Source organism: Pseudomonas sp. MHK4 (assembly GCF_054600775.1).
The window spans coordinates 228,085-249,351 of the sequence record NZ_BAAIAK010000006.1 but is presented as its reverse complement, the minus strand read 5'-3'; the positions used below and the strand labels follow the sequence as shown (position 1 = coordinate 249,351).

20 protein-coding genes and 1 pseudogene are annotated in these 21,267 nt (G+C 58.0%); 10 read left to right on the top strand and 11 right to left on the bottom strand.

Annotated features, from left to right (window positions below):
• Nucleotides 1-2: 2 nt before the first annotated feature.
• From ACYP2Q_RS17625 to ACYP2Q_RS17615, 3 genes are all read left to right on the top strand, one after another.
• Complete coding sequence (locus ACYP2Q_RS17625) at nt 3-1,118, top strand: glycerol dehydrogenase (RefSeq protein WP_459731671.1); 1,116 nt, start codon at nt 3-5, stop codon at nt 1,116-1,118.
• A 213-nt stretch (nt 1,119-1,331) separates the two neighbouring features.
• Entirely contained in the window at nt 1,332-1,868 is a 537-nt protein-coding gene (locus ACYP2Q_RS17620) for a 2,4'-dihydroxyacetophenone dioxygenase family protein (RefSeq protein WP_459731669.1), read from the top strand.
• Nucleotides 1,869-1,956: 88 nt separating this feature from the next.
• The gene (locus ACYP2Q_RS17615) at nt 1,957-2,862 is read left to right on the top strand and encodes a LysR substrate-binding domain-containing protein (protein WP_459731668.1); all 906 of its coding nucleotides are present in this window, start codon (nt 1,957-1,959) and stop codon (nt 2,860-2,862) included.
• 31 nt (nt 2,863-2,893) lie between these two features.
• Here ACYP2Q_RS17615 and ACYP2Q_RS17610 read toward each other — a convergent pair whose 3' ends face one another.
• Nucleotides 2,894-3,802 (bottom strand): LysR family transcriptional regulator, encoded by a 909-nt coding sequence (locus ACYP2Q_RS17610; protein WP_459731667.1) that lies wholly within the window; start codon nt 3,800-3,802, stop codon nt 2,894-2,896.
• Nucleotides 3,803-3,938: 136 nt separating this feature from the next.
• Between ACYP2Q_RS17610 and ACYP2Q_RS17605 the strand changes: the two genes are divergently transcribed.
• The 3 genes from ACYP2Q_RS17605 (at nt 3,939) to ACYP2Q_RS17595 (ending at nt 7,932) form a co-directional block, all read left to right on the top strand.
• A complete protein-coding gene (locus ACYP2Q_RS17605; protein ID WP_459731666.1) occupies nt 3,939-4,994 on the top strand; it encodes a tartrate dehydrogenase in 1,056 nt (351 codons plus the stop codon).
• 107 nt (nt 4,995-5,101) lie between these two features.
• The gene (locus ACYP2Q_RS17600; RefSeq protein WP_459731664.1) at nt 5,102-6,445 is read left to right on the top strand and encodes a dicarboxylate/amino acid:cation symporter; all 1,344 of its coding nucleotides are present in this window, start codon (nt 5,102-5,104) and stop codon (nt 6,443-6,445) included.
• Between the two features lie 83 nt (nt 6,446-6,528).
• Complete coding sequence (locus tag ACYP2Q_RS17595) at nt 6,529-7,932, top strand: MFS transporter (RefSeq protein ID WP_459731663.1); 1,404 nt, start codon at nt 6,529-6,531, stop codon at nt 7,930-7,932.
• A gap of 908 nt (nt 7,933-8,840) precedes the next feature.
• On the opposite strand, the gene ACYP2Q_RS17590 is transcribed toward ACYP2Q_RS17595, so the two are convergent.
• Nucleotides 8,841-9,401 carry a hypothetical protein gene (locus ACYP2Q_RS17590; RefSeq protein ID WP_459731661.1) on the bottom strand — a complete coding sequence of 187 codons (561 nt, stop codon included), beginning with the start codon at nt 9,399-9,401 and terminating at the stop codon, nt 8,841-8,843.
• A gap of 188 nt (nt 9,402-9,589) precedes the next feature.
• Complete coding sequence (locus ACYP2Q_RS17585; protein ID WP_459731660.1) at nt 9,590-11,449, bottom strand: ABC transporter ATP-binding protein; 1,860 nt, start codon at nt 11,447-11,449, stop codon at nt 9,590-9,592.
• Nucleotides 11,450-11,737: 288 nt separating this feature from the next.
• On the opposite strand from ACYP2Q_RS17585, the gene ACYP2Q_RS17580 reads away from it, so the two are divergent.
• Nucleotides 11,738-13,525: a thiamine pyrophosphate-requiring protein gene (locus ACYP2Q_RS17580; RefSeq protein ID WP_459731659.1), complete on the top strand. Its 1,788-nt coding sequence runs from the start codon at nt 11,738-11,740 to the stop codon at nt 13,523-13,525.
• A 264-nt stretch (nt 13,526-13,789) separates the two neighbouring features.
• A pseudogene (locus tag ACYP2Q_RS17575) lies at nt 13,790-14,385 on the top strand (SAM-dependent methyltransferase).
• A 296-nt stretch (nt 14,386-14,681) separates the two neighbouring features.
• Here ACYP2Q_RS17575 and ACYP2Q_RS17570 read toward each other — a convergent pair.
• The 6 genes from ACYP2Q_RS17570 to ACYP2Q_RS17545 form a co-directional block, all read right to left on the bottom strand.
• Complete coding sequence (locus ACYP2Q_RS17570; protein ID WP_459731658.1) at nt 14,682-15,749, bottom strand: tyrosine-type recombinase/integrase; 1,068 nt, start codon at nt 15,747-15,749, stop codon at nt 14,682-14,684.
• 3 nt (nt 15,750-15,752) lie between these two features.
• Nucleotides 15,753-15,989, bottom strand: a complete 237-nt coding sequence (locus ACYP2Q_RS17565) for a DUF4224 domain-containing protein (protein WP_459731657.1) — start codon at nt 15,987-15,989, stop codon at nt 15,753-15,755.
• 41 nt (nt 15,990-16,030) lie between these two features.
• Complete coding sequence (locus ACYP2Q_RS17560; RefSeq protein ID WP_459731656.1) at nt 16,031-16,756, bottom strand: hypothetical protein; 726 nt, start codon at nt 16,754-16,756, stop codon at nt 16,031-16,033.
• On the bottom strand, nt 16,753-16,998 hold the full coding sequence (locus ACYP2Q_RS17555) for a hypothetical protein (RefSeq protein ID WP_459731655.1): 246 nt from the start codon (nt 16,996-16,998) through the stop codon (nt 16,753-16,755). The genes ACYP2Q_RS17560 and ACYP2Q_RS17555 overlap by 4 nt, the downstream gene beginning before the upstream one ends.
• Nucleotides 16,999-17,215: 217 nt before the next feature.
• Entirely contained in the window at nt 17,216-17,410 is a 195-nt protein-coding gene (locus ACYP2Q_RS17550; protein ID WP_459731653.1) for a hypothetical protein, read from the bottom strand.
• Nucleotides 17,407-17,733 carry a hypothetical protein gene (locus tag ACYP2Q_RS17545; RefSeq protein WP_459731651.1) on the bottom strand — a complete coding sequence of 109 codons (327 nt, stop codon included), beginning with the start codon at nt 17,731-17,733 and terminating at the stop codon, nt 17,407-17,409. Before ACYP2Q_RS17545 ends, ACYP2Q_RS17550 begins: the two co-directional genes overlap by 4 nt.
• A 131-nt stretch (nt 17,734-17,864) precedes the next feature.
• On the opposite strand from ACYP2Q_RS17545, the gene ACYP2Q_RS17540 reads away from it, so the two are divergent.
• Nucleotides 17,865-19,118: an HNH endonuclease gene (locus ACYP2Q_RS17540; RefSeq protein ID WP_459731649.1), complete on the top strand. Its 1,254-nt coding sequence runs from the start codon at nt 17,865-17,867 to the stop codon at nt 19,116-19,118.
• A gap of 117 nt (nt 19,119-19,235) precedes the next feature.
• On the opposite strand, the gene ACYP2Q_RS17535 is transcribed toward ACYP2Q_RS17540, so the two are convergent.
• Nucleotides 19,236-19,796 carry a hypothetical protein gene (locus ACYP2Q_RS17535; RefSeq protein ID WP_459731648.1) on the bottom strand — a complete coding sequence of 187 codons (561 nt, stop codon included), beginning with the start codon at nt 19,794-19,796 and terminating at the stop codon, nt 19,236-19,238.
• 49 nt (nt 19,797-19,845) lie between these two features.
• Between ACYP2Q_RS17535 and ACYP2Q_RS17530 the strand changes: the two genes are divergently transcribed.
• Complete coding sequence (locus ACYP2Q_RS17530) at nt 19,846-20,307, top strand: hypothetical protein (protein ID WP_459731647.1); 462 nt, start codon at nt 19,846-19,848, stop codon at nt 20,305-20,307.
• On the opposite strand, the gene ACYP2Q_RS17525 is transcribed toward ACYP2Q_RS17530, so the two are convergent.
• Entirely contained in the window at nt 20,304-21,167 is an 864-nt protein-coding gene (locus tag ACYP2Q_RS17525) for a hypothetical protein (protein ID WP_459731646.1), read from the bottom strand. The genes ACYP2Q_RS17530 and ACYP2Q_RS17525 overlap by 4 nt on opposite strands.
• Nucleotides 21,168-21,267 lie beyond the last annotated feature (100 nt).

Here is a 21,267-nt window from a genome sequence, read left to right as displayed (position 1 = left end):
TCATGGTCAAGACAATGGGGTTCCCTGGGCGCTACGAGCAAGGCCCGGGGGCGTTGAAACAGTTGGGTAGAATACTGACCGACATGGGGCGCTCTCGTCCTCTGGTGGTGTGCGATGAGTTTGTCGCCAGGCATTTATGGCCGCAGGTGAGCGATGCTTTGCACAGGCATGGCTTCAAACCGTTGCACATTGAGTTTCCGGGCGAATGTACACACGCCGCCATTGCCCAGCTGTCCGGGCAAGCCTCGATCCACTCACCTGACACCATCATTGCGCTGGGTGGGGGCAAGACGATTGATACGGCCAAGGGCCTGGCTGTCAATCTAGACGTCCCGATCATTGTTTGCCCGACCATTGCATCGAGTGACGCGCCCACCAGTCGGCTGATCGTGCTCTACGATGAGGATCACAAGGTGGTGGGGGTGGAGTACCTGAAGATGAACCCCTCGGCGGTCATCGTCGATACCCACGTCATCGCCCAGGCGCCGGCGCGTTTTTTTGCCGCGGGTATTGGTGACGCCATCAGCAAGAAATTCGAAGCCCACCAATGCCATTTCGCAGGGGGCAGCAACTCTTTCGGAACACCTGCGCTGCATACCGCCTTGATGCTGACAAACCTGGTGTTCGACACGCTGATGCAATACGGCGTATCGGCTTACCAGGCAGTGTGCCGTAACGAGGTCAATGACGATGTCGAGCGGGTCGTCGAGGGCACCGTGTTGCTCAGTGGCGTGGGTTTTGAAAGCGGCGGGTTGTCGTTGTCCCATGCGCTGGTACGCGGCTTGACCGCCATCCCGACCATGGCCTCGATGCTTCACGGAGAGCTGGTTGCCTTCGGCGCGTTGGTGCAGATGGCCGTGGAGGGGCGCCCTGTCGACGAGATCGACAAGGTCGCCCGACTGCTGCATGCCGTGAATCTGCCCGTCACGTTCGCGCAATTGGGTCAGGACGTGCCGCTGACTAGGGTGCAGATCAACACCATCGTTGAAGCCACCTTGTCGGCTGCCTACGCGAAAAACATGCACCCACCCTTGAACCACGAGCGTCTCGTGGGTGGTTTGGCGAAGGCTGACAACATCGGCTCACGCTTGACCAACGCAACGTCCTGCGCCCTGTGAGTTATCAAGTAATCGCAATCATCAGGGGATCTTCGGATCCCCTTTTTTACGAGCGTGCCCGCTGCTGATCCCTATGACCGTGCGTCACAGCTGGTTTGAAAATGTAGCTATTTTCACTGTGGGACCACTGCCATAACCTTTGAATCAGCCGAAATCAGCGCGCAATCACCGCACTGAAAATTCGTGACACTAAAACTGTGAGGCCCCAAAAAAATGAATACTCCCGCCAAGCCCGATGAGCTAGCGATTCCGTACCAGTTGCCCCAGGTTCCGTTCATGACGCCAGACATGGTTCACCCGGGGGTCATGACCCAATGGCTGGAAGATGACGAGCTGTGGGTGCCGGTCACCAAGACCGTTTCGTTCAAGCCTCTTCTGCTCAACACCAGCGGTGGGTATTACATCAACCTTCTGCGGGTGCGGCAGGCCGGCGTGCTGTCTCGTCACCGTCATAGCGGCGGCGTGCATGCGATCGTGCTCAAAGGCCGCTGGTACTATCTGGAGCATGACTGGGTGGCGCAAGAAGGGTCTTTTGCCTACGAGCCGCCGGGTGAAACCCACACGCTTTTCGTGCCCGAGGACGTTGAAGAAATGATCACCTGGTTCCACGTCCAGGGCGGTTATACCTACGTTGATCCCCAGGGTGTCGCGGTAGGCTACGAGGACGTTTTCACCAAGCTTGAAGCGGCGCGCGATCATTACAAGTCCCTGGGTTTGCCGGACGACTATATCGAGCAGTTCATCCGCTAAACGGGATGGGAAGAAAAGCGCGCTTCGGCGCGTTTTTTCATGGCCGTCCAGGGCGCATGAATCGGCTTGATTTACGTTAGGATAAGGGATGGACAATTACTCTCAGCTACTCGCGTTTATCTGGTCTACCGAATGTGGCAGCTTCTCGGCGGCTGCCCGGGTTCACAAAATTACCCCCTCTGCAGTGAGCAAGTTGATCTCTCGGCTGGAAGACCGGTTGCAGGTCCGGCTTTTCCAGAGAGGCTCACGCGTTCTGACGTTGACGGAGGAGGGGGCTGCTTACCTGCGCAGTGCCAAGGCGGTCGTCGAAGCCATGAACGAGGCGGACTCCCTGGCTGAAGGTTTACCCTCAAGGGTCAGCGGGACGCTGCGAATCCATACCATGACCTCTTTTGCCAAGCATCAGATAGTGCCCTGGCTTCCCGAGTTCCTGGATCTGTATCCATCGCTCGATGTTGAAATTCAGTTGGGCGCGCAGTTTGTCGACCATTTTGAGCAGGGGCTCGATATCGCTATCCACAGCGGAGTGCTGCCCAGTTCTTCACGTGTTGCCAAGCGGATCGGGGAGTGTGAGTGGCTGATTTGCGCCTCGCCCGACTATTTGGCCGAGAAGGGCGTACCCGCTGTTCCAGCGGATCTTTTGAACCACAGATGCTTTAACTTCAGCTTTGTCAGCCCGTGGAACAAGTGGTCGTTTGTTCAGGATGGAGAGGGGGTTTCGGTGCCCGTGACGCCCAGCGCGTCTTTCACCCAAGGTGATCTTCTACGGGACATGGCCCTGTCGGGGGCCGGTGTCGTCAAGCTTGCCGATTACCACGTTGGGCTGGACGTCAAGGCCGGCACACTGGTTCCACTGCTGGAGGAATTCAAGTCGGGCATCATTGAACCGATTTACCTGCTGTATTCAGACCGCAAACACCTCAGCCCCCGCATCCGGGTGTTTATCGAGTTCTTCCAGGACAAGTGGCGCCAGCATCCCTGGAAAGTGTCTTGAAAGTGGGGGGCGAGATCGCTTCATACGTGCGTTAGTTTTCCTCGATGTTGTCGATGTGCTTGAAACGTTCGATGAGAAAATCGATCAGGCTGCGCACCCGCGCTGACAGATGCAGTTGTTGCGGATACACCGCATACACGTCGGCGCGGGTGGGTGTCTGGTCTTCCAGCACCAGGCGCAGGCGCCCACTGCGTACATAACGTGCGATGTCCCATTCGGCCCGCAGCAATATTCCAAAGCCATCCAGTGCCCAGTTCAGGGCCACCTCGCCATCATTGCAACCCAGGGCGCCATGCACCTTGATGTTTTCCTTGCGTGCGCCGTTGTTGAAACTCCAGACGCCATAGGGCGTTTCATTCTGGCGTATGAAAATGCAGTTGTGCTCTTGCAGGTCGGCGAGTTTTCTTGGGGTGCCGTATTTGTCCAGGTACAGCGGCGAGGCACACAACAGGCGGCGATTGGAGGCGATCTTGCGGGCGTGGAAGGCGGCGTCCGGCAGGGTACCGAAACGAATGCCCAGATCGAAACCGTGAGTCGCAAGGTCAAGTGGGTGGTCGCTGATTTCCAGCTGGATCTCCACCTCCGGGTACTGCGCGAAAAACGCCGCCAGGGCCGGGCCGATGTAGCGCCGGCCAAAGCCCAGGGAGGCGTTGACCCGGATCAGGCCCTTGGGGGTGGCGCGGGTGCTGCTGACCAACTGCTCAAGCTCGTTGATCTGGGTGAGGATCCGCGCGGCGTGGGAGAAATACAACTCGCCTTCCGAAGTCAGGCTCATCGACCTTGTGGTGCGATTGACCAGGCGTGTGCCGAGCCGAGCCTCCAGGGCGGTCAGGCGTTTGCTCACCGCCGGTGGCGTCACGCCCAGCTCTCGGGCCGTGGCTGCCAGGCTGCCTTTATTGGCCAGCAGGTGGAAAAAGGACAAGTCCAGGGTTTGGTCCATTCGTAACTCAGATTCATCTATGTAGTTATTTTGGGGAACTCACGCTCATTTGCTCACTACATATACTCCGCTCACCCCCTGATTGAACACCCCGTTCAACAGGCACAACAAGAACGTGACGAGAGTGGAGTTAACGATGAACGCATACAAAATAGCTGCGGTTCCAGGTGACGGCATCGGTGTTGAAGTGATCGCCGCAGGCGTCGAGGTGCTGCAAGCCCTGTCGAAAAAGTCCGGCTTCGAACTGGATTTCAAACACTTCGACTGGAACTCGGATAACTACCTGAAAAATGGTTACTACATCCCGCAAGGCGGGCTGGAAGAACTGAAAACCTTCGACGCGATTTTCTTCGGCGCTGTGGGTGCGCTCAACGTTCCCGATCATATTTCCCTGTGGGGCCTGCGCCTGCCGATCTGCCAGGGTTTCGATCAATACGCCAACGTGCGTCCGGCGCGGGTGTTGCCCGGGGTGAAAAGCCCGCTGCACAACGGCGACCAGATCGACTGGGTGGTGGTGCGGGAAAACTCCGAAGGCGAATACTCCGGCAACGGCGGTCGCGTGCACCGGGGCTTGCCGGAAGAAGTCGCCACTGAAGTGTCGGTGTTCACCCGTGCCGGGGTCGAGCGCATTCACCGCTTCGCCTTCGAACTGGCGCAAAGCCGGCCGCGCAAGCACCTGACCATGGTCACCAAGTCCAATGCCCAGCGTCATGGCATGGTGCTGTGGGACGAGATCTTCTACGAGGTCGCCAAGGATTTTCCGGATGTGCAGATCGACAAGGAACTGGTCGACGCCGTGACCACGCGCATGGTGCTCAAACCCTCGACCCTGGACGTGATCGTCGCCACCAACCTGCACGCCGACATCCTCTCCGATCTCGCCGCCGCGCTGTCCGGCAGCCTGGGCATTGCGCCGACCGCCAACCTCAACCCGTCGCGCAAATTCCCCTCGATGTTCGAACCGATCCACGGTTCGGCCTTCGACATCACCGGCAAAGGTGTCGCCAACCCGATCGCGACCTTCTGGACCGCGGCCATGATGCTCGAACACCTGGGCGAGCCCGCCGCGGCCAAGCAGCTGATGTCGGCCATCGAAGCCGTGACTGAAAGCGGCCTGCACACCCCGGATCTGGGCGGTAACGCCAGCACCCGGCAGATCACCGATGCCGTCATCGCCTTGATCAACCGCTGATATTTTCCAGCGCTTCAAAGTAGTACTGCGGCACAGCGCCGAGGGGCGGATCACTGGATCCGGCTCCTCGGCATTTCCTGACAACAATAAAAAATCAGGGCCCTGTCATGAAAAGAATATTCGGCAAACTCTACGTACAAGTGCTCATCGCGGTGATTCTCGGCGCCATCGTCGGGGTGTTCATTCCCGAGACCGGAACTGCGCTCAAGCCCCTGGGCGACGCGTTCATCAAACTGATCAAGATGCTCCTGGCCCCGGTGATCTTCCTGACCGTGGTCACGGGCATCGCCAAGATGGAGAACATGAAGGAGTTGGGGCGCGTCGGCTTTCGCGCATTGATTTATTTCGAGGTGGTGTCCACCCTGGCCCTGGTCGTCGGCCTGGTAGTGGTCGATGTGTTCAAGCCTGGCGCCGGCATGAACATCGATGTCGCCACCCTCGACACCTCCAGCCTTGCCACCTATACCACTGCGGTCAAGCACGCGTCGTTCATGGACTTCGTCATGAACATCATTCCCGACACCATCGTCGACGCCTTTGCCAAGGGCAATGTCCTGCAGATCCTGCTGTTTTCAATTCTGCTCGGTGTCGCGCTGGCGTATGTGGGGCCACGGGGCAAAGTGTTCGTCGACACGCTCGATAGCCTGATGCAGGGTATGTTTCGCATCGTCAACATGGTCATGCGCCTGGCGCCCATCGGTGCATTCGGCGCCATCGCGTTCACCATCGGCAAATACGGCTTCGGCTCGCTGTTCTCCCTGGGCAAGCTGATGGCCTGCGTCTACCTGACCTGCGCCGTGTTCGTGATCTTTGTCCTGGGGCCGATCTGCCGCTACAGCGGATTCAGCCTGTGGAAGTTCCTCAAGTTCATCAAGGACGAACTGTTCACCGTGCTCGGCACCAGCTCTTCGGAATCGGTGTTGCCGCAGATGATTTCCAAGATGGAAAAGGCCGGTGTGTCCAAACCTGTGGCGGGGATGATCATTCCCTCGGGCCTGACCTTCAATCCGGACGGCCAGGCGATCTACTACACCATCGCCGCGATCTTCATCGCCCAGGCCACCAACACGCCGCTCACCCTGACGGACCAGCTGATTGTGCTGGCGGTGTTGATGTTCACCTCCAAAGGCTCGGCGGGTGTCACGGGCTCGGGGTTCATCATCCTGGCGGCGACGTTATCGTCCCTCGGCACCATTCCTGTCGCGGGCATGGTGCTGCTGTTGGGTGTCGATCGGTTCATGTCGGAGGCGAGGGCGATCACCAACACCATCGGCAATGGCGTCGGCACCATGGCCATCGCCAAGTGGGTTGGGGCGCTGGACACGGTGAAGATGCACAAGGCCTTGAATGGCGAAGTCGAAGACACAAAGATCGAGCCAGCGCCGGCCCAGAGTGCGGCCGTCGCCATCAACCCCTTGCGAACGACTATGCACAAAACCACGCGGGCGTAAGGAGGAGGGCGCTGAAGCAGGAGGTTCAGCGCCCTGTCTGTTGTACAGTGTCGGGCAACGACCTGGCCGAACTGGAATGACCAATGTCTCAACGCCGCTCAACATGGATTGCCCTATTGGTTGCCGTCACCTTCTTCATGGAGAACCTCGATGCCACGGTAATCGCAACCGCGCTGCCCGACATGGCCAGCACGTTTGGTGTCGCGCCGGTGGACCTAAACGTTGGCATGAGCGCCTACATGCTCGCGGTGGCGGTGTTCATACCCATCAGCGGCTGGTTGGCCGATCGTTTCGGTACGCGCTGGGTCTTCAGTTCGGCGATCGTGCTGTTCAGCCTGTCTTCGCTGATGTGCGGGTTGAGCAATAGCCTGGAAACCTTTGTCGCCGCGCGCGTGCTGCAGGGCATCAGCGGCGCGATGATGGTACCGGTGGGGCGCCTGGCGGTGCTGCGTACCACTGAGAAAAAAGACCTGGTGCGCGCGATCTCATTCATTACCTGGCCCGGCCTGGTGGCTCCGGTACTCGGGCCTCCGGTGGGCGGTTTCATCGTCACCCACGCGTCCTGGCCGTGGATTTTCTACCTCAATCTGCCGTTGGGCGTGCTGGCCCTGATAGTCGCGCAGGTCTTGCTGCCCAAACGGGACGACGCCAGTGCCAGGGCTTTCGATTTCAGTGGATTCCTGCTGGTGGGCATCGCCAGCGCTGCCTTGTTGTATGGCGTGGAGATGCTGGGGCAAAGCCAGGACGACCTGTTGCAAGGGCTGGCGCTGAGTGGTGCCGGTGGGGTGCTTGGTGTGTTTGCCTGGCGACATATGCGTCGGCGTGCGCACCCACTCTTGGCGCTGGGGGTAACCGGTATTCGTACCTTCAACGTCTGCCTGTGCGGTGGCTCGATTTTCCGCATTGCCATCAGCACCTTGCCGTTTCTCCTGCCGCTGATGTTTCAACTGGCGTTTGGTCTTTCCGCGTTCGATGCGGGGCTGCTGGTACTGGCGGTGTTTGCCGGCAACCTGGCGATGAAACCCTTCACCACCTGGGTGATGCAGCGTTGGGGGTTTCGTCCGGTGCTGATGGTCAACGGCATCCTGGGCGTCCTGGCGATAGCGGCCTGTGCGTTGCTGGATGAGCGCATGAGCCCGGCGCTGATCCTGTTCATCCTGTTTGTCGGTGGCCTGTCACGCTCCATGCAGTTCACCGTGTTCAACACACTGGCCTTTGCCGAAATCCCCAAGGAGCAGATGAGCGACGCTTCGACCTTGTTCAGCATGTTCTTCCAGTTGAGCATGGCAATGGGGGTGGCCATCGGTGCGCTGCTGCTACGCCTGGCCATGAACCTCCATGGCACGCCAGGGCACGCCGAGACGGGCGACTTTCAGCTGGCGTTCCTGTGTGTGGCGGTGATTGCGGCCATCGCCTTGCTGGACAATCTGCGACTGCCGCCACAGGCGGGCGAGTCGGTGTTGCAGCGTGCACGGGCCAAGGATTAGCCAGGGCATCACCGAACACCCAATAAACCTGTAGGAGCTGGCTTGCCAGCGAAGAGGCCACATCCAGCATCTCCCTCACCTGACACACCGCCTTCGCCGGCAAGCCGGCTCCTACAGTGGATCAACGCCAGACGCAAATCCCGGAAGCGCTCATAAACCTGTAGGAGCTGGCTTGCCAGCGAAGAGGCCAAATCCAGCATCTCCCTCACCTGACACACCGCCTTCGCCGGCAAGCCGGCTCCTACAGTGGATCACCGCCAGACGCAAATCCCGGAAGCGCTCATAAACCTGTAGGCGCTGGCTTGCCAGCGAAGAGGCCACATCCAGTATCTCTCTCACCTGACACACCGCCTTCGCCGGCAAGCCGGCTCCTACAGTGGATCACCGCCGGACGCAAATTCCGGAAGCGCTCATAAACCTGTAGGAGCTGGCTTGCCAGCGAAGAGGCCACATCCAGTATCTCCCTCACCTGACACACCGCCATCGCCAGCAAGCCGGCTCCTACAGTGGATCACCGCCAGACGCAAATCCCGGAAGCGCTCATAAACCTGTAGGAGCTGGCTTGCCAGCGAAGAGGCCACATCCAGTATCTCTCTCACCTGACACACCGCCTTCGCCGGCAAGCCGGCTCCTACAGTGGATCAACGCCAGACGCAAATCCCGGAAGCGCTCATAAACCTGTAGGAGCTGGCTTGCCAGCGAAGAGGCCACATCCAGTATCTCTCTCACCTGACACACCGCCGTCGCCGGCAAGCCGGCTCCTACAGTGGATCACCGCCAGACGCAAATCCCGGAAGCGCTCATAAACCTGTAGGAGCTGGCTTGCCAGCGAAGAGGCCGGGACAGCCAACACCTTCATCGCCTGATACGCCGCCATCGCGAGCAGGCCCGCTCCCACAGGGGGCAGTTCAGGCTGAAAGCGATATCGCCAGGTCAATCGCGATAATGGGCACAAAGATCAGGGTTATTATCGAATACGCTTTGCGCGATTTTGCATAAAATGCGCAGACAGGAAGAACAATCATGATGACATCCAGGGCGCCCCAAAGCGTTATTGGCGATGCCTGGAATAACGTGACATTTACGACGAGCCCGAGAAAAAGATACGTCGACAGTGACAGAAGGGCATAGCGGCCATCCTGTTCAAAGTAGACACGAAGACCCTGTTGCTCGTCCTCGCTTCGGCTTGGCAGCAATAATGCGGCAGATACAAAAAGCGATAACGCCAATAAAACGAGTAAAAGAAACTCAAGAAACGAGAATGTCCCTTTTATCTCCGGCAGCGCGTTGACGGCCCACCAGAAATCCAGCTGTGTGGCGAAAAGCATTGCGGCCCAGACCAGCGCGACCCAGTCAGGCTTGGCCACACGACGGATGCGGAACACCGTTAACGCACCCAGCAGCAGGCGCGTCACGGACAGCCCCAAAATCATCGAGAGTACCGTGGCAACGATAGGGAAGTTGCTCATGATCGCTCCGCAAAACTGATGTTCTGGCAAGCGTAGACGCCTAGTGGCAGATCGGGAATGTCGAAGCGCAAGTACAAAGGCACCTGCGTCCATGCAATGACGCAGGTTGCTCAGATTCCGACACTGATCAACGGACCGTATTCGAACCGGTGCACCCGTCGCCGATCACTGCTTCCAACCGTTCACGTTCAAGCCTGATCCATCGCCTCGGTCACCCCCTGGTCCTCTCCCAGGAAACCACCACTCTGATGCTGCCAGAGCCGCGCGTAGGTGCCGTTTCTTTCCAGCAATTGAGCGTGGGTACCTTGTTCGATGATGCGTCCCTCATCCATGACTATGAGCCGATCCATGGCCGCAATCGTCGACAGCCGATGGGCGATGGCGATGACGGTCTTGCCCTGCATCATTTCATCGAGGCTTTCCTGGATAGCGACTTCGACTTCGGAATCCAGGGCACTGGTGGCCTCGTCCAGTAACAGGATCGGGGCGTTCTTGAGCATCACCCGGGCGATGGCGATGCGCTGGCGCTGGCCGCCCGAGAGCTTGATGCCGCGCTCACCCACCAGGGTGTCATAGCCGCTATGGCCTTGCCGATCGCTCAATTGGCTGATGAAACCGTCGGCTTGGGCGTTGGCCGCGGCGCTGCGGACCTGCGCGTCGGTCGCGTCCGGACGGCCGTAGGCGATGTTGTCGCGAATCGAGCGGTGCAACAGGGAAGTGTCCTGAGTGACCATGCCGATAGCGCTGCGCAGGCTGTCCTGGGTCACCTGGGCGATGTTTTGCCCGTCGATGCGGATCTCGCCGCTGTCCACGTCATAGAAGCGCAGCAACAGGTTGATCAAAGTCGATTTGCCGGCGCCGGAACGGCCCACCAGGCCGATCTTTTCGCCCGGGCGGATGTTCAGGCTCAAGCCGTCGAGCACCTGGCGTTCACCGTTGTAGTTGAAGCTCACCTTGTCAAAGGTCACCGCGCCGCCGGAGGGCACCAGCACGCCAGCGTTCGGTGCATCCTGCACCTTGGGGCCACGGGTCAGGGTGGCCATGCCGTCCTGCACGGTGCCGATGTTTTCGAACAGCGAAGTCATTTGCCACATGATCCAGTGCGACATGCCATTGATACGCAATGCCATGGCGGTGATCGCCGCCACGGCACCTGCACCGACTTCACCCTGGTGCCATAGCCACAGCGCGTAGCCACCTGCTGCCATGATCAACGCCACCACCAACGCCTGGTTGACGATCTCGAACTGGCTGACCAGGCGCATCTGGCGAAAGCCGGTTTGCTTGAAATCCTCCATCGCCGCGCGCGCGAAATGCGCTTCACGATTGGAGTGGGAGAACAGTTTCACTGTGGTGATATTGGTGTAGGCGTCGGAAATACGCCCCGTCATCGACGATCGCGCATGGGCCTGTTCCTGCCCGACTTGCCCCAGGCGTGGCACAAAGTACAGCATGGCCAGCCCGAACAACGCGACCCAGGCAAGAAAAGGCAGCATGAGTTTCAGGGCGAAGCCGCCGGCCAATGCGATGATTGCAATAAAGTAAACGCCGATGCCGGGTGCGATTTCGATGAGGGTGAACAGCACTTCGCGCACCGCCAATGCCGTCTGCATCACCTTGGTCGTAACCCGGCCGGAGAACTCATCGGAAAAGAATGAAAGGCTTTGCCGCAGCATCAGCCGATGGAAGTCCCAGCGCAGCCGCAGCGGCAGATTGATCGCCAATACCTGGTGCTGCACCATGGTGCGCAGCGCCACCAGCCCAATGCTGGTGAGCAACACGATCGCGATACCCCACAGCACTCGACTTTCCTGCCCGTTCGCATTGCCACCGGCCTGCCATGTCGAGAGCAGGTCCACGACCTGTCCAAGAAAGGAAAACAACCAGGCTTCGTAGATCGACACACTGGCACTGAGCAGCGCAAGCAAGAGGACATAACCGCGGGCTCCTCGCATGCAGGCCCACAGGAACCGCATCAGGCCGACCGGCGGAGGTGGTGTCTCGTCGGGGGGAAATGGGTCGAGCCTTCGTTCAAACACGCGAAGCATTATGGTCTCCGAAATGATCAAGGTGGGGGATTGTGCCATGAAGCAGACGCTTGGCTTGAAAGCGATATTGCCAAGTCAATTGCGATGATGGGCACATGAACCAGGGTCGTTATCGAATACGCCTTACGCGATTTTGCATAAAACGCGCAGACAGGCAGGACAATCATGATGACATCCTAGTGCATCGAGCAGAACTTCGATCTGCGCCCAGGTGTCCAGACCCTTACAGGTTCCGGCTCAACCTTGTGTCGGAAATGCTTGATGCACCGGTCGAAGGCGAGGAACGACATGACGACGACAGTTGGGGATTTTCTGATTGGGCGGCTCAGCGAATGGGGGGTGACACGGATCTTTGGTTATCCAGGGGATGGCATCAATGGCGTTTTTGGAGCGCTGAGCCGGGCCAAGGGCAAGATTGAATTCGTTCAGGCCAGGCACGAGGAAATGGCCGCGTTCATGGCGTCGGCGCATGCCAAGTTCACCGGTGAGTTGGGTGTCTGTATTGCAACCTCCGGCCCCGGCGCGTCGCACCTTATCACCGGCCTTTACGACGCGCGCATGGATCACATGCCAGTGCTGGCCATCGTTGGCCAGCAGGCGCGCACGGCGCTGGGCAGCCATTACCAGCAAGAACTCGATCTGCTGTCGATGTTCAAGGATGTCGCCGGAGCCTTCGTGCAGCAGGCTTCGGCACCGGCGCAAGTACGCCACCTGATCGACCGGGCGGTGCGCACTGCCATCGGCGAGCGGCGTGTGACCGCAATCATTCTGCCCAATGACTTGCAGGATCTTGAGTATGAGCCGCCGGGCAGGGCGCATGGCACCGCGCATTCCGGGGTCGGCTACAGCAAGCCGAGAGTGATGCCTTACGAGGTTGATCTGCAACGCGCGGCAGACGTTTTGAATGCGGGTAAAAAGGTCGCGATTCTGGTCGGCGCCGGCGCGTTGCAGGCCACCGATCAAGTCATTGCAGTGGCAGAGAGGCTCGGCGCCGGGGTGGCCAAGGCGCTGCTCGGTAAAGCCGTGTTGCCGGATGATTTGCCCTGGGTCACCGGCAGTATTGGTTTGCTCGGTACCGAACCCAGCTACAAGCTGATGAGCGAGTGTGACACCTTGCTGATGATCGGCTCGGGCTTCCCGTATTCCGAGTTCCTGCCCAAAGAAGGGCAGGCGCGTGGTGTGCAGATCGACTTGCAACCGGACATGCTCAGCCTGCGCTATCCCATGGAGGTGAATCTGCTCGGCGATGCTGCAGAAACACTAGCCGCATTGCTGCCTTTGCTCGAACAGAAAACCGAGCGCAAATGGCGCAAGAAGGTCGAAGGCTGGCGCGGGAGCTGGGACAAGGTCCTGGAAAAACGTGCCATGAGCAAAGCCAGGCCGATCAATCCGCAGCGGGTGGTCCATGAGCTTTCGCCACGCTTGCCTGAGCAGGCGATCATCACCAGTGACTCCGGTTCGTGCGCCAACTGGTACGCCCGCGACCTGAAAATACGCCGCGGCATGAAATGCTCGCTGTCCGGGGGATTGGCTTCGATGGGCGCCGCCGTGCCCTATGCGATTGCAGCAAAGTTTGCGTTTCCCGAGCGCCCGGTGATCGCACTGGTGGGTGACGGCGCCATGCAGATGAACAACATGGCCGAGCTGATCACCGTCGCCAAATACTGGCGCCAATGGCAAAGTCCGCGATGGATCTGCGCGGTGTTCAACAACGAAGACCTCAATCAGGTCACCTGGGAGCAACGGGTGATGGAGGGGGATCCGAAGTTCGAAGCATCGCAAAGCATCCCGGACGTGCCGTACCACCTGTTCGCCATTTCGATCGGGCTGAAAGGGATTTTCGTCGACCGCGAGGAAGACGTTGCCGCCGCCTGGGATCAGGCGCTGGCCTCGGACGTTCCGGTGCTGATCGAGTTCAAGACCGACCCCGACGTGCCGCCGTTGCCGCCACACATCAAGCTCGAACAGGCCAGGAAATTCGCCACGACTTTGCTCAAGGGTGACCCGAATGAAGCCGGGGTGATCGTGCAAACGGCCAAGCAGGTATTGGGCGCGGTATTGCCGCACAAGAAATAAGGCGCGGGAGGAAAGCACATCAAACGTGTCGCTTGGACAAAACCTGAGTGCCATGGCATTTCTGTCAGGAATGCAGTGCATAAGATTAATGAATTTTTATTATCGCTGTTTATGACCTAAGTTGATTCAAGGACATGGAGAACCGCCTTGAAATCACCACTTGATTCAGCTGGAAAGTTTGATAACGCCCGGGCCAGTGAATACGGACGACAGAGCCGTATCGCACTGGCAGGTTATGACGCCTGTCAGGACTTGGTGGCGTGCATGCTCGCGGCAAGCCTTGGAAATAGGGGCTCGGCAAAAATACTGGTAGTCGGCGCTGGCGGTACGGCGCAGGAGATCATTGCGATGGCCAGGCTTGAACCGGGCTGGCGCTTCACCGCCGTTGATCCATCCGGGCCGATGCTGGAAGCCGCTAAACAGCAGTTAGCCGTAAACAACGTGCTTGAAAGAACGGACGTGCACCTTGGGCACGTTGAAGACTTGGCCGCAGATGAGTCCTACGACGCAGCCACTTTGATTGGTGTACTCCATCATCTCGATGGTGATGATGCCAAGGGAGAAATTCTGAGATCCATTCGGGCTCGTCTGAAACGGGCGCTGCGCTGATTGTCGCCGGCAACCAATATGCCTATGCCAGCCAGCCGTTGCTCCTGGCTGCCTGGGGGCAACGGTGGCGGCAGCACGGAGCGAGCCCGGATGAAGTGAAGGTCAAGCTTGGGAAGATTCTCCAAGGCGCTGACCCTCCACATTCTGAGGCGGCTGTTCAGAAGCTTTTGCACGATGCGGGTTTTGGCGACGCTACCCGTTTTTTCAGCAGCCTGTTCTGGAGTGCCTGGTTAACGTGTAAATCAGTCTGAATGGCAATCTGAGTGGCAAACGCTCCGCGTAGAGATGGCAGGGAAAGCCAAATCCCAGAAACGACAAAGCCCTGATAAATCAGGGCTTTGTCGTATAAAGATGGCGGAGGCGATGGGATTCGAACTCATGGACCTGTTACAGTCGACGGTTTTCAAGTCCGAAGAATAAACGTTATATATCAATTGGTTAGCATTTCTTGGTTTCCGCAAGCGAACATTCTCCGATGCTCTGGAGGCCGCTAAAATCAAGGGGCGGCACTTTACTTGCGGAAACGAATTTGGTCTGTTTTTCGGCCTCATCGGGTGGGCTTTACGATCTCCCCGACGCGCCGGTAAACCGTCTCGGTGATGCGCTTGTCGGTGTGACCAAGCAGGCGACTTGCATGCCCCAGATCGTCGATTTCGCTGGCCGCCTTTGGCCGAATATCCCTGAACTGAAATAGGCGAATGCTGGCCGCAAGATGGGCATCCTGATTCTCCAATGCTTCCTTGATCGCGGTATTGCGTGCATCGTCAAACCTCAGACGAAGCATTGCTGCGGTCACCCGTCGACCATCCTCGGTGACAATCAGGTATGGGTTCCGGATGGCGCGTGCCTTCCGTTGCTCGAGCAGCCTCTCAATCAGTTCGCCCAGGCCATTGATGACCTCTCCAGCCTCGAGCCGAATGCGTAACTTCTTCGACGTCTTGCCCTGGGCAACTTGTAGGAAGCTGTCGATGACATCCGTGGCGCGCATAGACAGAACATCAGCAGGGCGCTGAGCGGTGAAATAGGCCAAGTCCATGGCATCCTTCAGCTCAGGCGATGCCGCTCCGTACACGGCGTTCCAGATAGTCGCATCGGCGTAGAAGTCGCGGGGCGTTTCTTTATTCTTGCGCACGCCAGAGGCGGGGTTCTCCTTGTCGGTGACCCCCCATTCCCTGGCGATGTTGTAGATGTGTGACAGCAGCGAGATTTCGCGGTTCGCCCGAACCTTACCGGTTCGTTTGTCACGGTACTGAGCGATTGCCTGTGGTGTCACCGCGTTGATCGGCGCATCGCTGAATGCCTTCCTGAGCTGTGTCAGCGAGAGCAGATTGTCCTTCTGGGTTCTCGGCTTCTTGCTGGGGATGATCTCAGCTTCGTAACGGTCAAACACTTTGCCCAGCAAAGTGTTCTTCGCCGGTACCGGCTTGCAGTCGAGCTTCGCCCATTCAGCTTTGGCGATGTCCAAATCCCCCCCAAGAGGAATTTCAATTCTCTTCCCCGCGTCATCCTTCCCGTCATAGTAATAACCCACCCACTGCACACCGCTTTTCAGCGTCCTTACCCGCCGGATCATCCGAGGCGGCAGGTCTCTGTTTGCTGCCTTTCTTGGGCGCATTCCTTACCCCACGCGTGACAAGTCCAGCGACCAGGCTTCGGCCGCAACGTTTTCTGCTGATGGTCTGACCCCGGCTAGTTTCATTCGGGCATATACCCGACCGACGACAGGGCGGCGCGCACCGGTCAGCACGTACTTCCAGCCATTTTGATTGAGCCAACCAAGTTGGCGTGAAGGGAGTTGATAGCCGGTGATAGCCGCCAGCTCTTCATCGGCGAGAGTTTCACTTTGAATTTCCATGATGCTGCTCCATTCCGCGCGTGGCGGCAGAAGGTGGTGGATTAGACGGCCATCTCGGCCTGGGTTTCTCGTTGCCAGATGGGTGAACTGTTGTGCGCTTCGATGCGATCCGCAATGACGTTGGCGCGCTGGCCGGCGGTAGGCGGGGCGTACATTCCGAAACGGCTGATGCTGCCGCCGTTGACCGCTGCGTTTGTGGAGTCAGCCGAGGAGAATGGCAGGTGCTGGAAGATCGCTGGGTCGAGCATGCGCAGACCGTGAAGGCGGCAAGCGGGCCGACCTTGGTCGTCGCAGATGGCGTCCATCGCTGAGCCGATCCGCTTCCACCATGCTGACGTTCCTGGGCTCGCCCACTGGCCGGAGCTGCCAATTGCCACCGTTGGCCAGTCAGCAGCCAGGCGAGCAAGACGCTCGAGCGATTCATGCAGATGCCAAACCGGTACTCCGCGCAACTCCACCGGCCATGCCGTCAGCAGTGCGTCGTTCGCGGCTTCGTCCCCATCGATGACGTCGGGGATCAGCGCCCAATCGAAACCCGGGTGCCTGTGCCATTGCTCAACCCAACGGGTGTATCCGTCGACGTCAAGCTTGCCGCCTTTCTTCCAGACCGAAAATGCACCGTTGTCGAAGACGAACGACCGGCAAACGTCGGCGACGATGCCCATGTCGTCTTGGCGCGGGAACGGCACGAGGGCGTGCCGGCCGGCAAGGAACCGCGCACCGTCTTGTCGAGTTCCTCCGATTGGCGTGCCGTGATACGCAATCATCCACTGAGCCTCATTGTTTCGATCTCGACGCCCTGGTGGGTGGCGATGATTGTTTGATTACCACCCAGCGCTTCAGACAGGCGATCGGCAATCTGTTCGTGCCAGCCTTTCTTGATGATCGCCGTCGCGGCCTTGATGTGTTCAACGTGGATCATCTTCGACGACCGAACCTCCAGCTGGTAGATGATCATTTCGCCGTCGACTGGGCAGGCGGCTGCGAAGGTGTGTCGGTAAATATTCACGCGCAGTCCTCGCCCGCCGTTCACTGGCAGGCTGGTAGGTGGATTGTGGAAATCAGATGAGGGGCGGGAGGAAGGTTGAGTGGTTGGACTATGGTCTACTCGTTCGTCTCGCCAGTTGCGTAACTCGCAGCTCCCCTTCCTGAAGTGACTGGTGGGGCGAACCCTCAGGTTCGAAGCCCCTTGCAGCAGTACACGTAGGCGAACCAGGCGAGGGCGATCATGGCGTCATCTGCTGAGATGCCTCGCGGAACCGGGACGGTGCCCAGTCGCAAGCCTCATCTTCCGGGATGTGACCGAACATCATCGTGCAGCGACGTGCATGCACGCAGTCACCGCAAGTCTTGCCTTCCGGAAGGTTCATACGGTCTTCGTCTGTTTTTGACCGCCGCAGCGGTTCACGTTGCTGGGTCATGGCGCCACCTCTCGGCGTGCCCACCAGCAGACAGGGCCATCGTCGGTGTCGTGAATCGCCAGGCAGAACCAATCTTCGCCTTCGGGGCGGTCAGGCTCCCAGTAGCTGTAATCCGGGTCGCCGGATTCGAAGTAGCGATCGGCAACGGCTTCGTCGGCATACTCAAGGCTCACCATCGCCACCTTCAGGCGCTGTTCGGCAACCCATGCTTTGCACTTGTCACCGTCGCCCTCGTCGAAGTCGGGCAGATCTGGGTGCTGAAACGAACCCATTTCATCGCGCACGACAGGTGCTGGCTGGATCAATTTGATTTCTTCAGGCATGACTTCGTCCTTGCCGCTATAGCGGCTGACTTTGAAGGGGGAGGGGTTAACGTATCGCGGTCGAAACGGATTTCATTTTGGGGGGAGGTAATCCATTATCTGGGTAGTCTTAAAACCCTGAGCACAGCCGAATGAGTAGTTTTGAATTTTTATACGACGTTGTAGGAATTAATGATGACGGCATCGAATGCCATCCCTACAAGCAGACAGTTGCGGGGCAAAAAGGAAAATTCAGCTACAGCTTTGAATCCCACAATCGAGGCTTCAAGCCTGCGACCGCGACGGATCTAATTGCATTGATCGAAGATGGTCGGTTCGACCAAAAAGGCAAAATTAGAATGCTGCCCCACGACAGTAAAAATACCGAAAATAATGGAGCTATGCGGGTCGCTTTTTACAAGGGGCAGGAGCTGCCCTTTGTTTCCCGACAATCAGAGAAGTCTAGTCGTGTAGCGGCAGTACAATATTGGTGGGTAAACCACAAGCAAACCTACCGCTCAGAGATCGAGGGTGGTTATGTCTGGTCACCTAAAGCAAATAGCAATGGCGCTCGGAATCAGACCTATCTGAACCTCACCTTAGTGCGGCCTGGCGACATTGTATTTTCTTACGCAGGAGCCGAGATTCGGGCAGTAGGTGTAGTTACAGCTGAGCATCAAGAGCAGCCAAAGCCTGAAGAGTTCGGTTTGACGGGGGAACACTGGTCAGCCAACGGCTGGCTCGTTCCAATTGAGTGGGTCGTGCTCGACATGCCCATATCACCGAAAGCTCATTTGACCGCTATCGTACCGTTGCTCCCTTCCAGAAACTCTCCCCTGCAGAGCAACGGAAACGGCAATCAAAGCTGTTATTTGGCAAGTGTTTCTGTCGATTTGGGGGCGCTCGTGCTAGACCTGGCGCGTCAGGTCAGCCCTGGTTCTGTCGATCGCCTACTGGAGCTTGAAGACCATTCTCTTGAGGATGCCCAGCAAATAGCGATTGAACTGGACCAGAGCATATCGCCGACTGAGCGTGAGCAGTTAACAAGGGCTCGAGTTGGTCAGGGCCTATTTCGCCAGCGTGTGCAGTCGATAGAGAATGGGTGCAGGCTCACTGGTATAACCGATACTCGATTTCTTGTAGCCAGCCACATAAAACCTTGGAAGAGCGGCGATAACAGCGAACGTCTTGATGGTCATAATGGTCTGTTGTTGGCCCCCCATGTAGATAAACTGTTCGATCGTGGCTGGATGACTTTCGAGGATAACGGGGACGTGTTAGTTGAGCAGAGTGCTAGAGCTATTATTTCTTCGTGGGGCCTGAGCGGTGTCTCCAACGTAGGGACCTTCACCAAAGAGCAATTGGTATTTCTTCGTTATCACAGGGCCCAAATTTTCAAAGGCTAGCGAGCGGGGGGAAAGCCCGGTAGCAATCGCCGGACGCGCAAGCAGCTTGGCGACCAGGCGCCAGAAGAGATTGGTCATGCGGCGCGCTCCTGCTGATAGAAGTCCCATGCTGCTTTGTCACCCTGGGGGGACGTACCAGTGCAGCTCGCCGTTGTCCTCCTGGTCGCGCACCGAACCACCGTATTGGCAGCCCGGGAACTTGAATGTGACGGACTTGATGATGTGCGGGTAGCCAATGCTGAACTCGCCGAACGTCAGGCCAGGGCGCTCGGCGAGCACCTTGGCTTTGAAGGCCGCCCCCTTGGCATCCGCGTCGGCGATCAACTTGTCCCGCGAATCCTTGCAGTCCTGATCGCAGTAGGCATGCCGGCCGTCGTAGATGATGGTGAGCGGATTGCCGTCGTTGTCTTCAGCAGCATCTTCATACAGCTGCGTCTCGCAGTTGTTGCAGTACAACCACCGGCCTTGATCGTGGTACGCCTTGGCGGGAATGAATCGCTGACCCGCAAACTCATCTGCCCACGGTGCGCGTCGGCAGAAGCTCACCTCGTTGAATTCGAGACCCAGTTCGTTGCCGGCTTCGCGTCGAGCCTGGGCGCTGCTGCTGGCGAACGTGATGACGTGTTCGCCTTCGGACCCTTCACCAACGTGATAGGCCTTTTGGCTTTCTGTGGGCATGGGGATACCTCGCGGCTATAGTGCGAAAAAGAGCGGTAAGGGGGCTTACATGGGTTTACGCAAAAAACTAAAAGCGTTGCTACCGGCTTCGTACATTTTTAAGATGAAACTTCGGGAGCTTGACGAGATTGGGGATAAGATCTGGTCACAAAGGCCACCGAACACTCAAGAGGCCCACGACCGCGGACTTCACCATTCTTTCTATTGCGAGTGGTCAGATCTACAACAAGATCGGCGGGCGTTAATTACAAAAAACTACCGTCGTCAGATTGAGAGCTTATCAATGCCAATGCCTGACCCGGCTGATCCGAAGCTTTGGGAAGACGTTGAAAGCGGGATCACTCAGCAGAGCGAGCGCTGTCTTACTATGGCCGGGGAGCACGCTGCGATTTCCATAATTAGAGAAGCGAGGAAATACAAGCGAGATGCACTGACGGCATGGTGTACAGCTTTAACGGGGCTCGGTGGCAGCGTAATAGGCGTGCTCTCGCTGCTAAAGGTTTTTGGCTAATCACCGCAGAAACAATCGATATCTTCGGAATAGCCAAACGCATCCATCTGGCCTTTGTAATTTTCAGCGTACCAGGCCAGGTGGGAGTACTTCGGACGGTCCATGCGGAACACCTGATTGAATTTCTCTTCCAGGCCGGACCAGAAGATCACGCGTTCTGGCTCGGCCTGGATGGCTTTGAACAGTTTGTCTTCGCCCTTTTTCCAGCATAGATCGCAGTTGCCTAGGTCTGAATCCATGCCCAGATCAAAGTCCTGCATCTGCCAGAAGGCCGCCACGTCTTCTTTCATAACGCCCGCGGTGTAGGAAGGGCAGATGCTTTCCCAGCGAGTTTTCCCCTTGGCGTTAGCTGCCATCATGCGGTGGTAGCGGCCTGGCTCATCCTTTCGAATGCCAATCACGCAATCCCACCGGTCATACCCCAGAGATAGCATGTGCTTTTCGCCTACCTTAATTTTCAAATAGGCTGTGCACGCGTTGTTAGAGAAGTTGGGCAGCCACATTGGGAGGCCCTTCTCCTGCTTCCGGTACGCGGCAAAATAGTCGAGCATCATCACAAAAGGCTCACCGTTGCGGCTCGCTGTTTCGAAGTCCACGAGCCTATACCAGGGAGCGTCATCCGGCTGGCCATACACGCGACACCACTCCATCCAAACGATTTTCACGTTCCAGCGCCTGGCGATTTGATCGATGAAGATCAGTGTCTCCTCACGCTCTTTGCCGGTGTTCTGGAAGAACAGGTGCACGTCCTGCGGCAAAGTACCGCCGTGCGCTTCGAGGATTTTGTAGACCATGTGGGCGCTGGTGCGTCCACCGCTGATGCCGATCTGGGCCGGGCCCGTGATCAGATAGGGATTCATAACTGCTCCAGACAGCCGATTGCCTCGCCGGCTGGCGTGATTTGTTGAAGTGGGGTATTTGTGTTCGGCCCGGCATGGAGCCTGATCAGCTAAAGAGGGG

Excerpts from the sequence above, each read along its gene's own strand:
- ACYP2Q_RS17595 (WP_459731663.1), top strand. The coding sequence starts at position 6,529 with ATGTCTCAACGCCGCTCAACATGGATTGCCCTATTGGTTGCCGTCACC.
- ACYP2Q_RS17615 (WP_459731668.1), top strand. The coding sequence starts at position 1,957 with ATGGACAATTACTCTCAGCTACTCGCGTTTATCTGGTCTACCGAATGT.
- ACYP2Q_RS17550 (WP_459731653.1), bottom strand. The coding sequence starts at position 17,410 with ATGACCCAGCAACGTGAACCGCTGCGGCGGTCAAAAACAGACGAAGAC.
- ACYP2Q_RS17625 (WP_459731671.1), top strand. The coding sequence starts at position 3 with ATGGTCAAGACAATGGGGTTCCCTGGGCGCTACGAGCAAGGCCCGGGG.
- ACYP2Q_RS17580 (WP_459731659.1), top strand. The coding sequence starts at position 11,738 with ATGACGACGACAGTTGGGGATTTTCTGATTGGGCGGCTCAGCGAATGG.
- ACYP2Q_RS17620 (WP_459731669.1), top strand. The coding sequence starts at position 1,332 with ATGAATACTCCCGCCAAGCCCGATGAGCTAGCGATTCCGTACCAGTTG.
- ACYP2Q_RS17605 (WP_459731666.1), top strand. The coding sequence starts at position 3,939 with ATGAACGCATACAAAATAGCTGCGGTTCCAGGTGACGGCATCGGTGTT.
- ACYP2Q_RS17585 (WP_459731660.1), bottom strand. The coding sequence starts at position 11,449 with ATGCTTCGCGTGTTTGAACGAAGGCTCGACCCATTTCCCCCCGACGAG.
- ACYP2Q_RS17610 (WP_459731667.1), bottom strand. The coding sequence starts at position 3,802 with ATGGACCAAACCCTGGACTTGTCCTTTTTCCACCTGCTGGCCAATAAA.
- ACYP2Q_RS17540 (WP_459731649.1), top strand. The coding sequence starts at position 17,865 with ATGAGTAGTTTTGAATTTTTATACGACGTTGTAGGAATTAATGATGAC.
- ACYP2Q_RS17560 (WP_459731656.1), bottom strand. The coding sequence starts at position 16,756 with ATGATTGCGTATCACGGCACGCCAATCGGAGGAACTCGACAAGACGGT.
- ACYP2Q_RS17590 (WP_459731661.1), bottom strand. The coding sequence starts at position 9,401 with ATGAGCAACTTCCCTATCGTTGCCACGGTACTCTCGATGATTTTGGGG.
- ACYP2Q_RS17600 (WP_459731664.1), top strand. The coding sequence starts at position 5,102 with ATGAAAAGAATATTCGGCAAACTCTACGTACAAGTGCTCATCGCGGTG.
- ACYP2Q_RS17535 (WP_459731648.1), bottom strand. The coding sequence starts at position 19,796 with ATGCCCACAGAAAGCCAAAAGGCCTATCACGTTGGTGAAGGGTCCGAA.
- ACYP2Q_RS17545 (WP_459731651.1), bottom strand. The coding sequence starts at position 17,733 with ATGCCTGAAGAAATCAAATTGATCCAGCCAGCACCTGTCGTGCGCGAT.
- ACYP2Q_RS17525 (WP_459731646.1), bottom strand. The coding sequence starts at position 21,167 with ATGAATCCCTATCTGATCACGGGCCCGGCCCAGATCGGCATCAGCGGT.
- ACYP2Q_RS17530 (WP_459731647.1), top strand. The coding sequence starts at position 19,846 with ATGGGTTTACGCAAAAAACTAAAAGCGTTGCTACCGGCTTCGTACATT.
- ACYP2Q_RS17565 (WP_459731657.1), bottom strand. The coding sequence starts at position 15,989 with ATGGAAATTCAAAGTGAAACTCTCGCCGATGAAGAGCTGGCGGCTATC.
- ACYP2Q_RS17570 (WP_459731658.1), bottom strand. The coding sequence starts at position 15,749 with ATGCGCCCAAGAAAGGCAGCAAACAGAGACCTGCCGCCTCGGATGATC.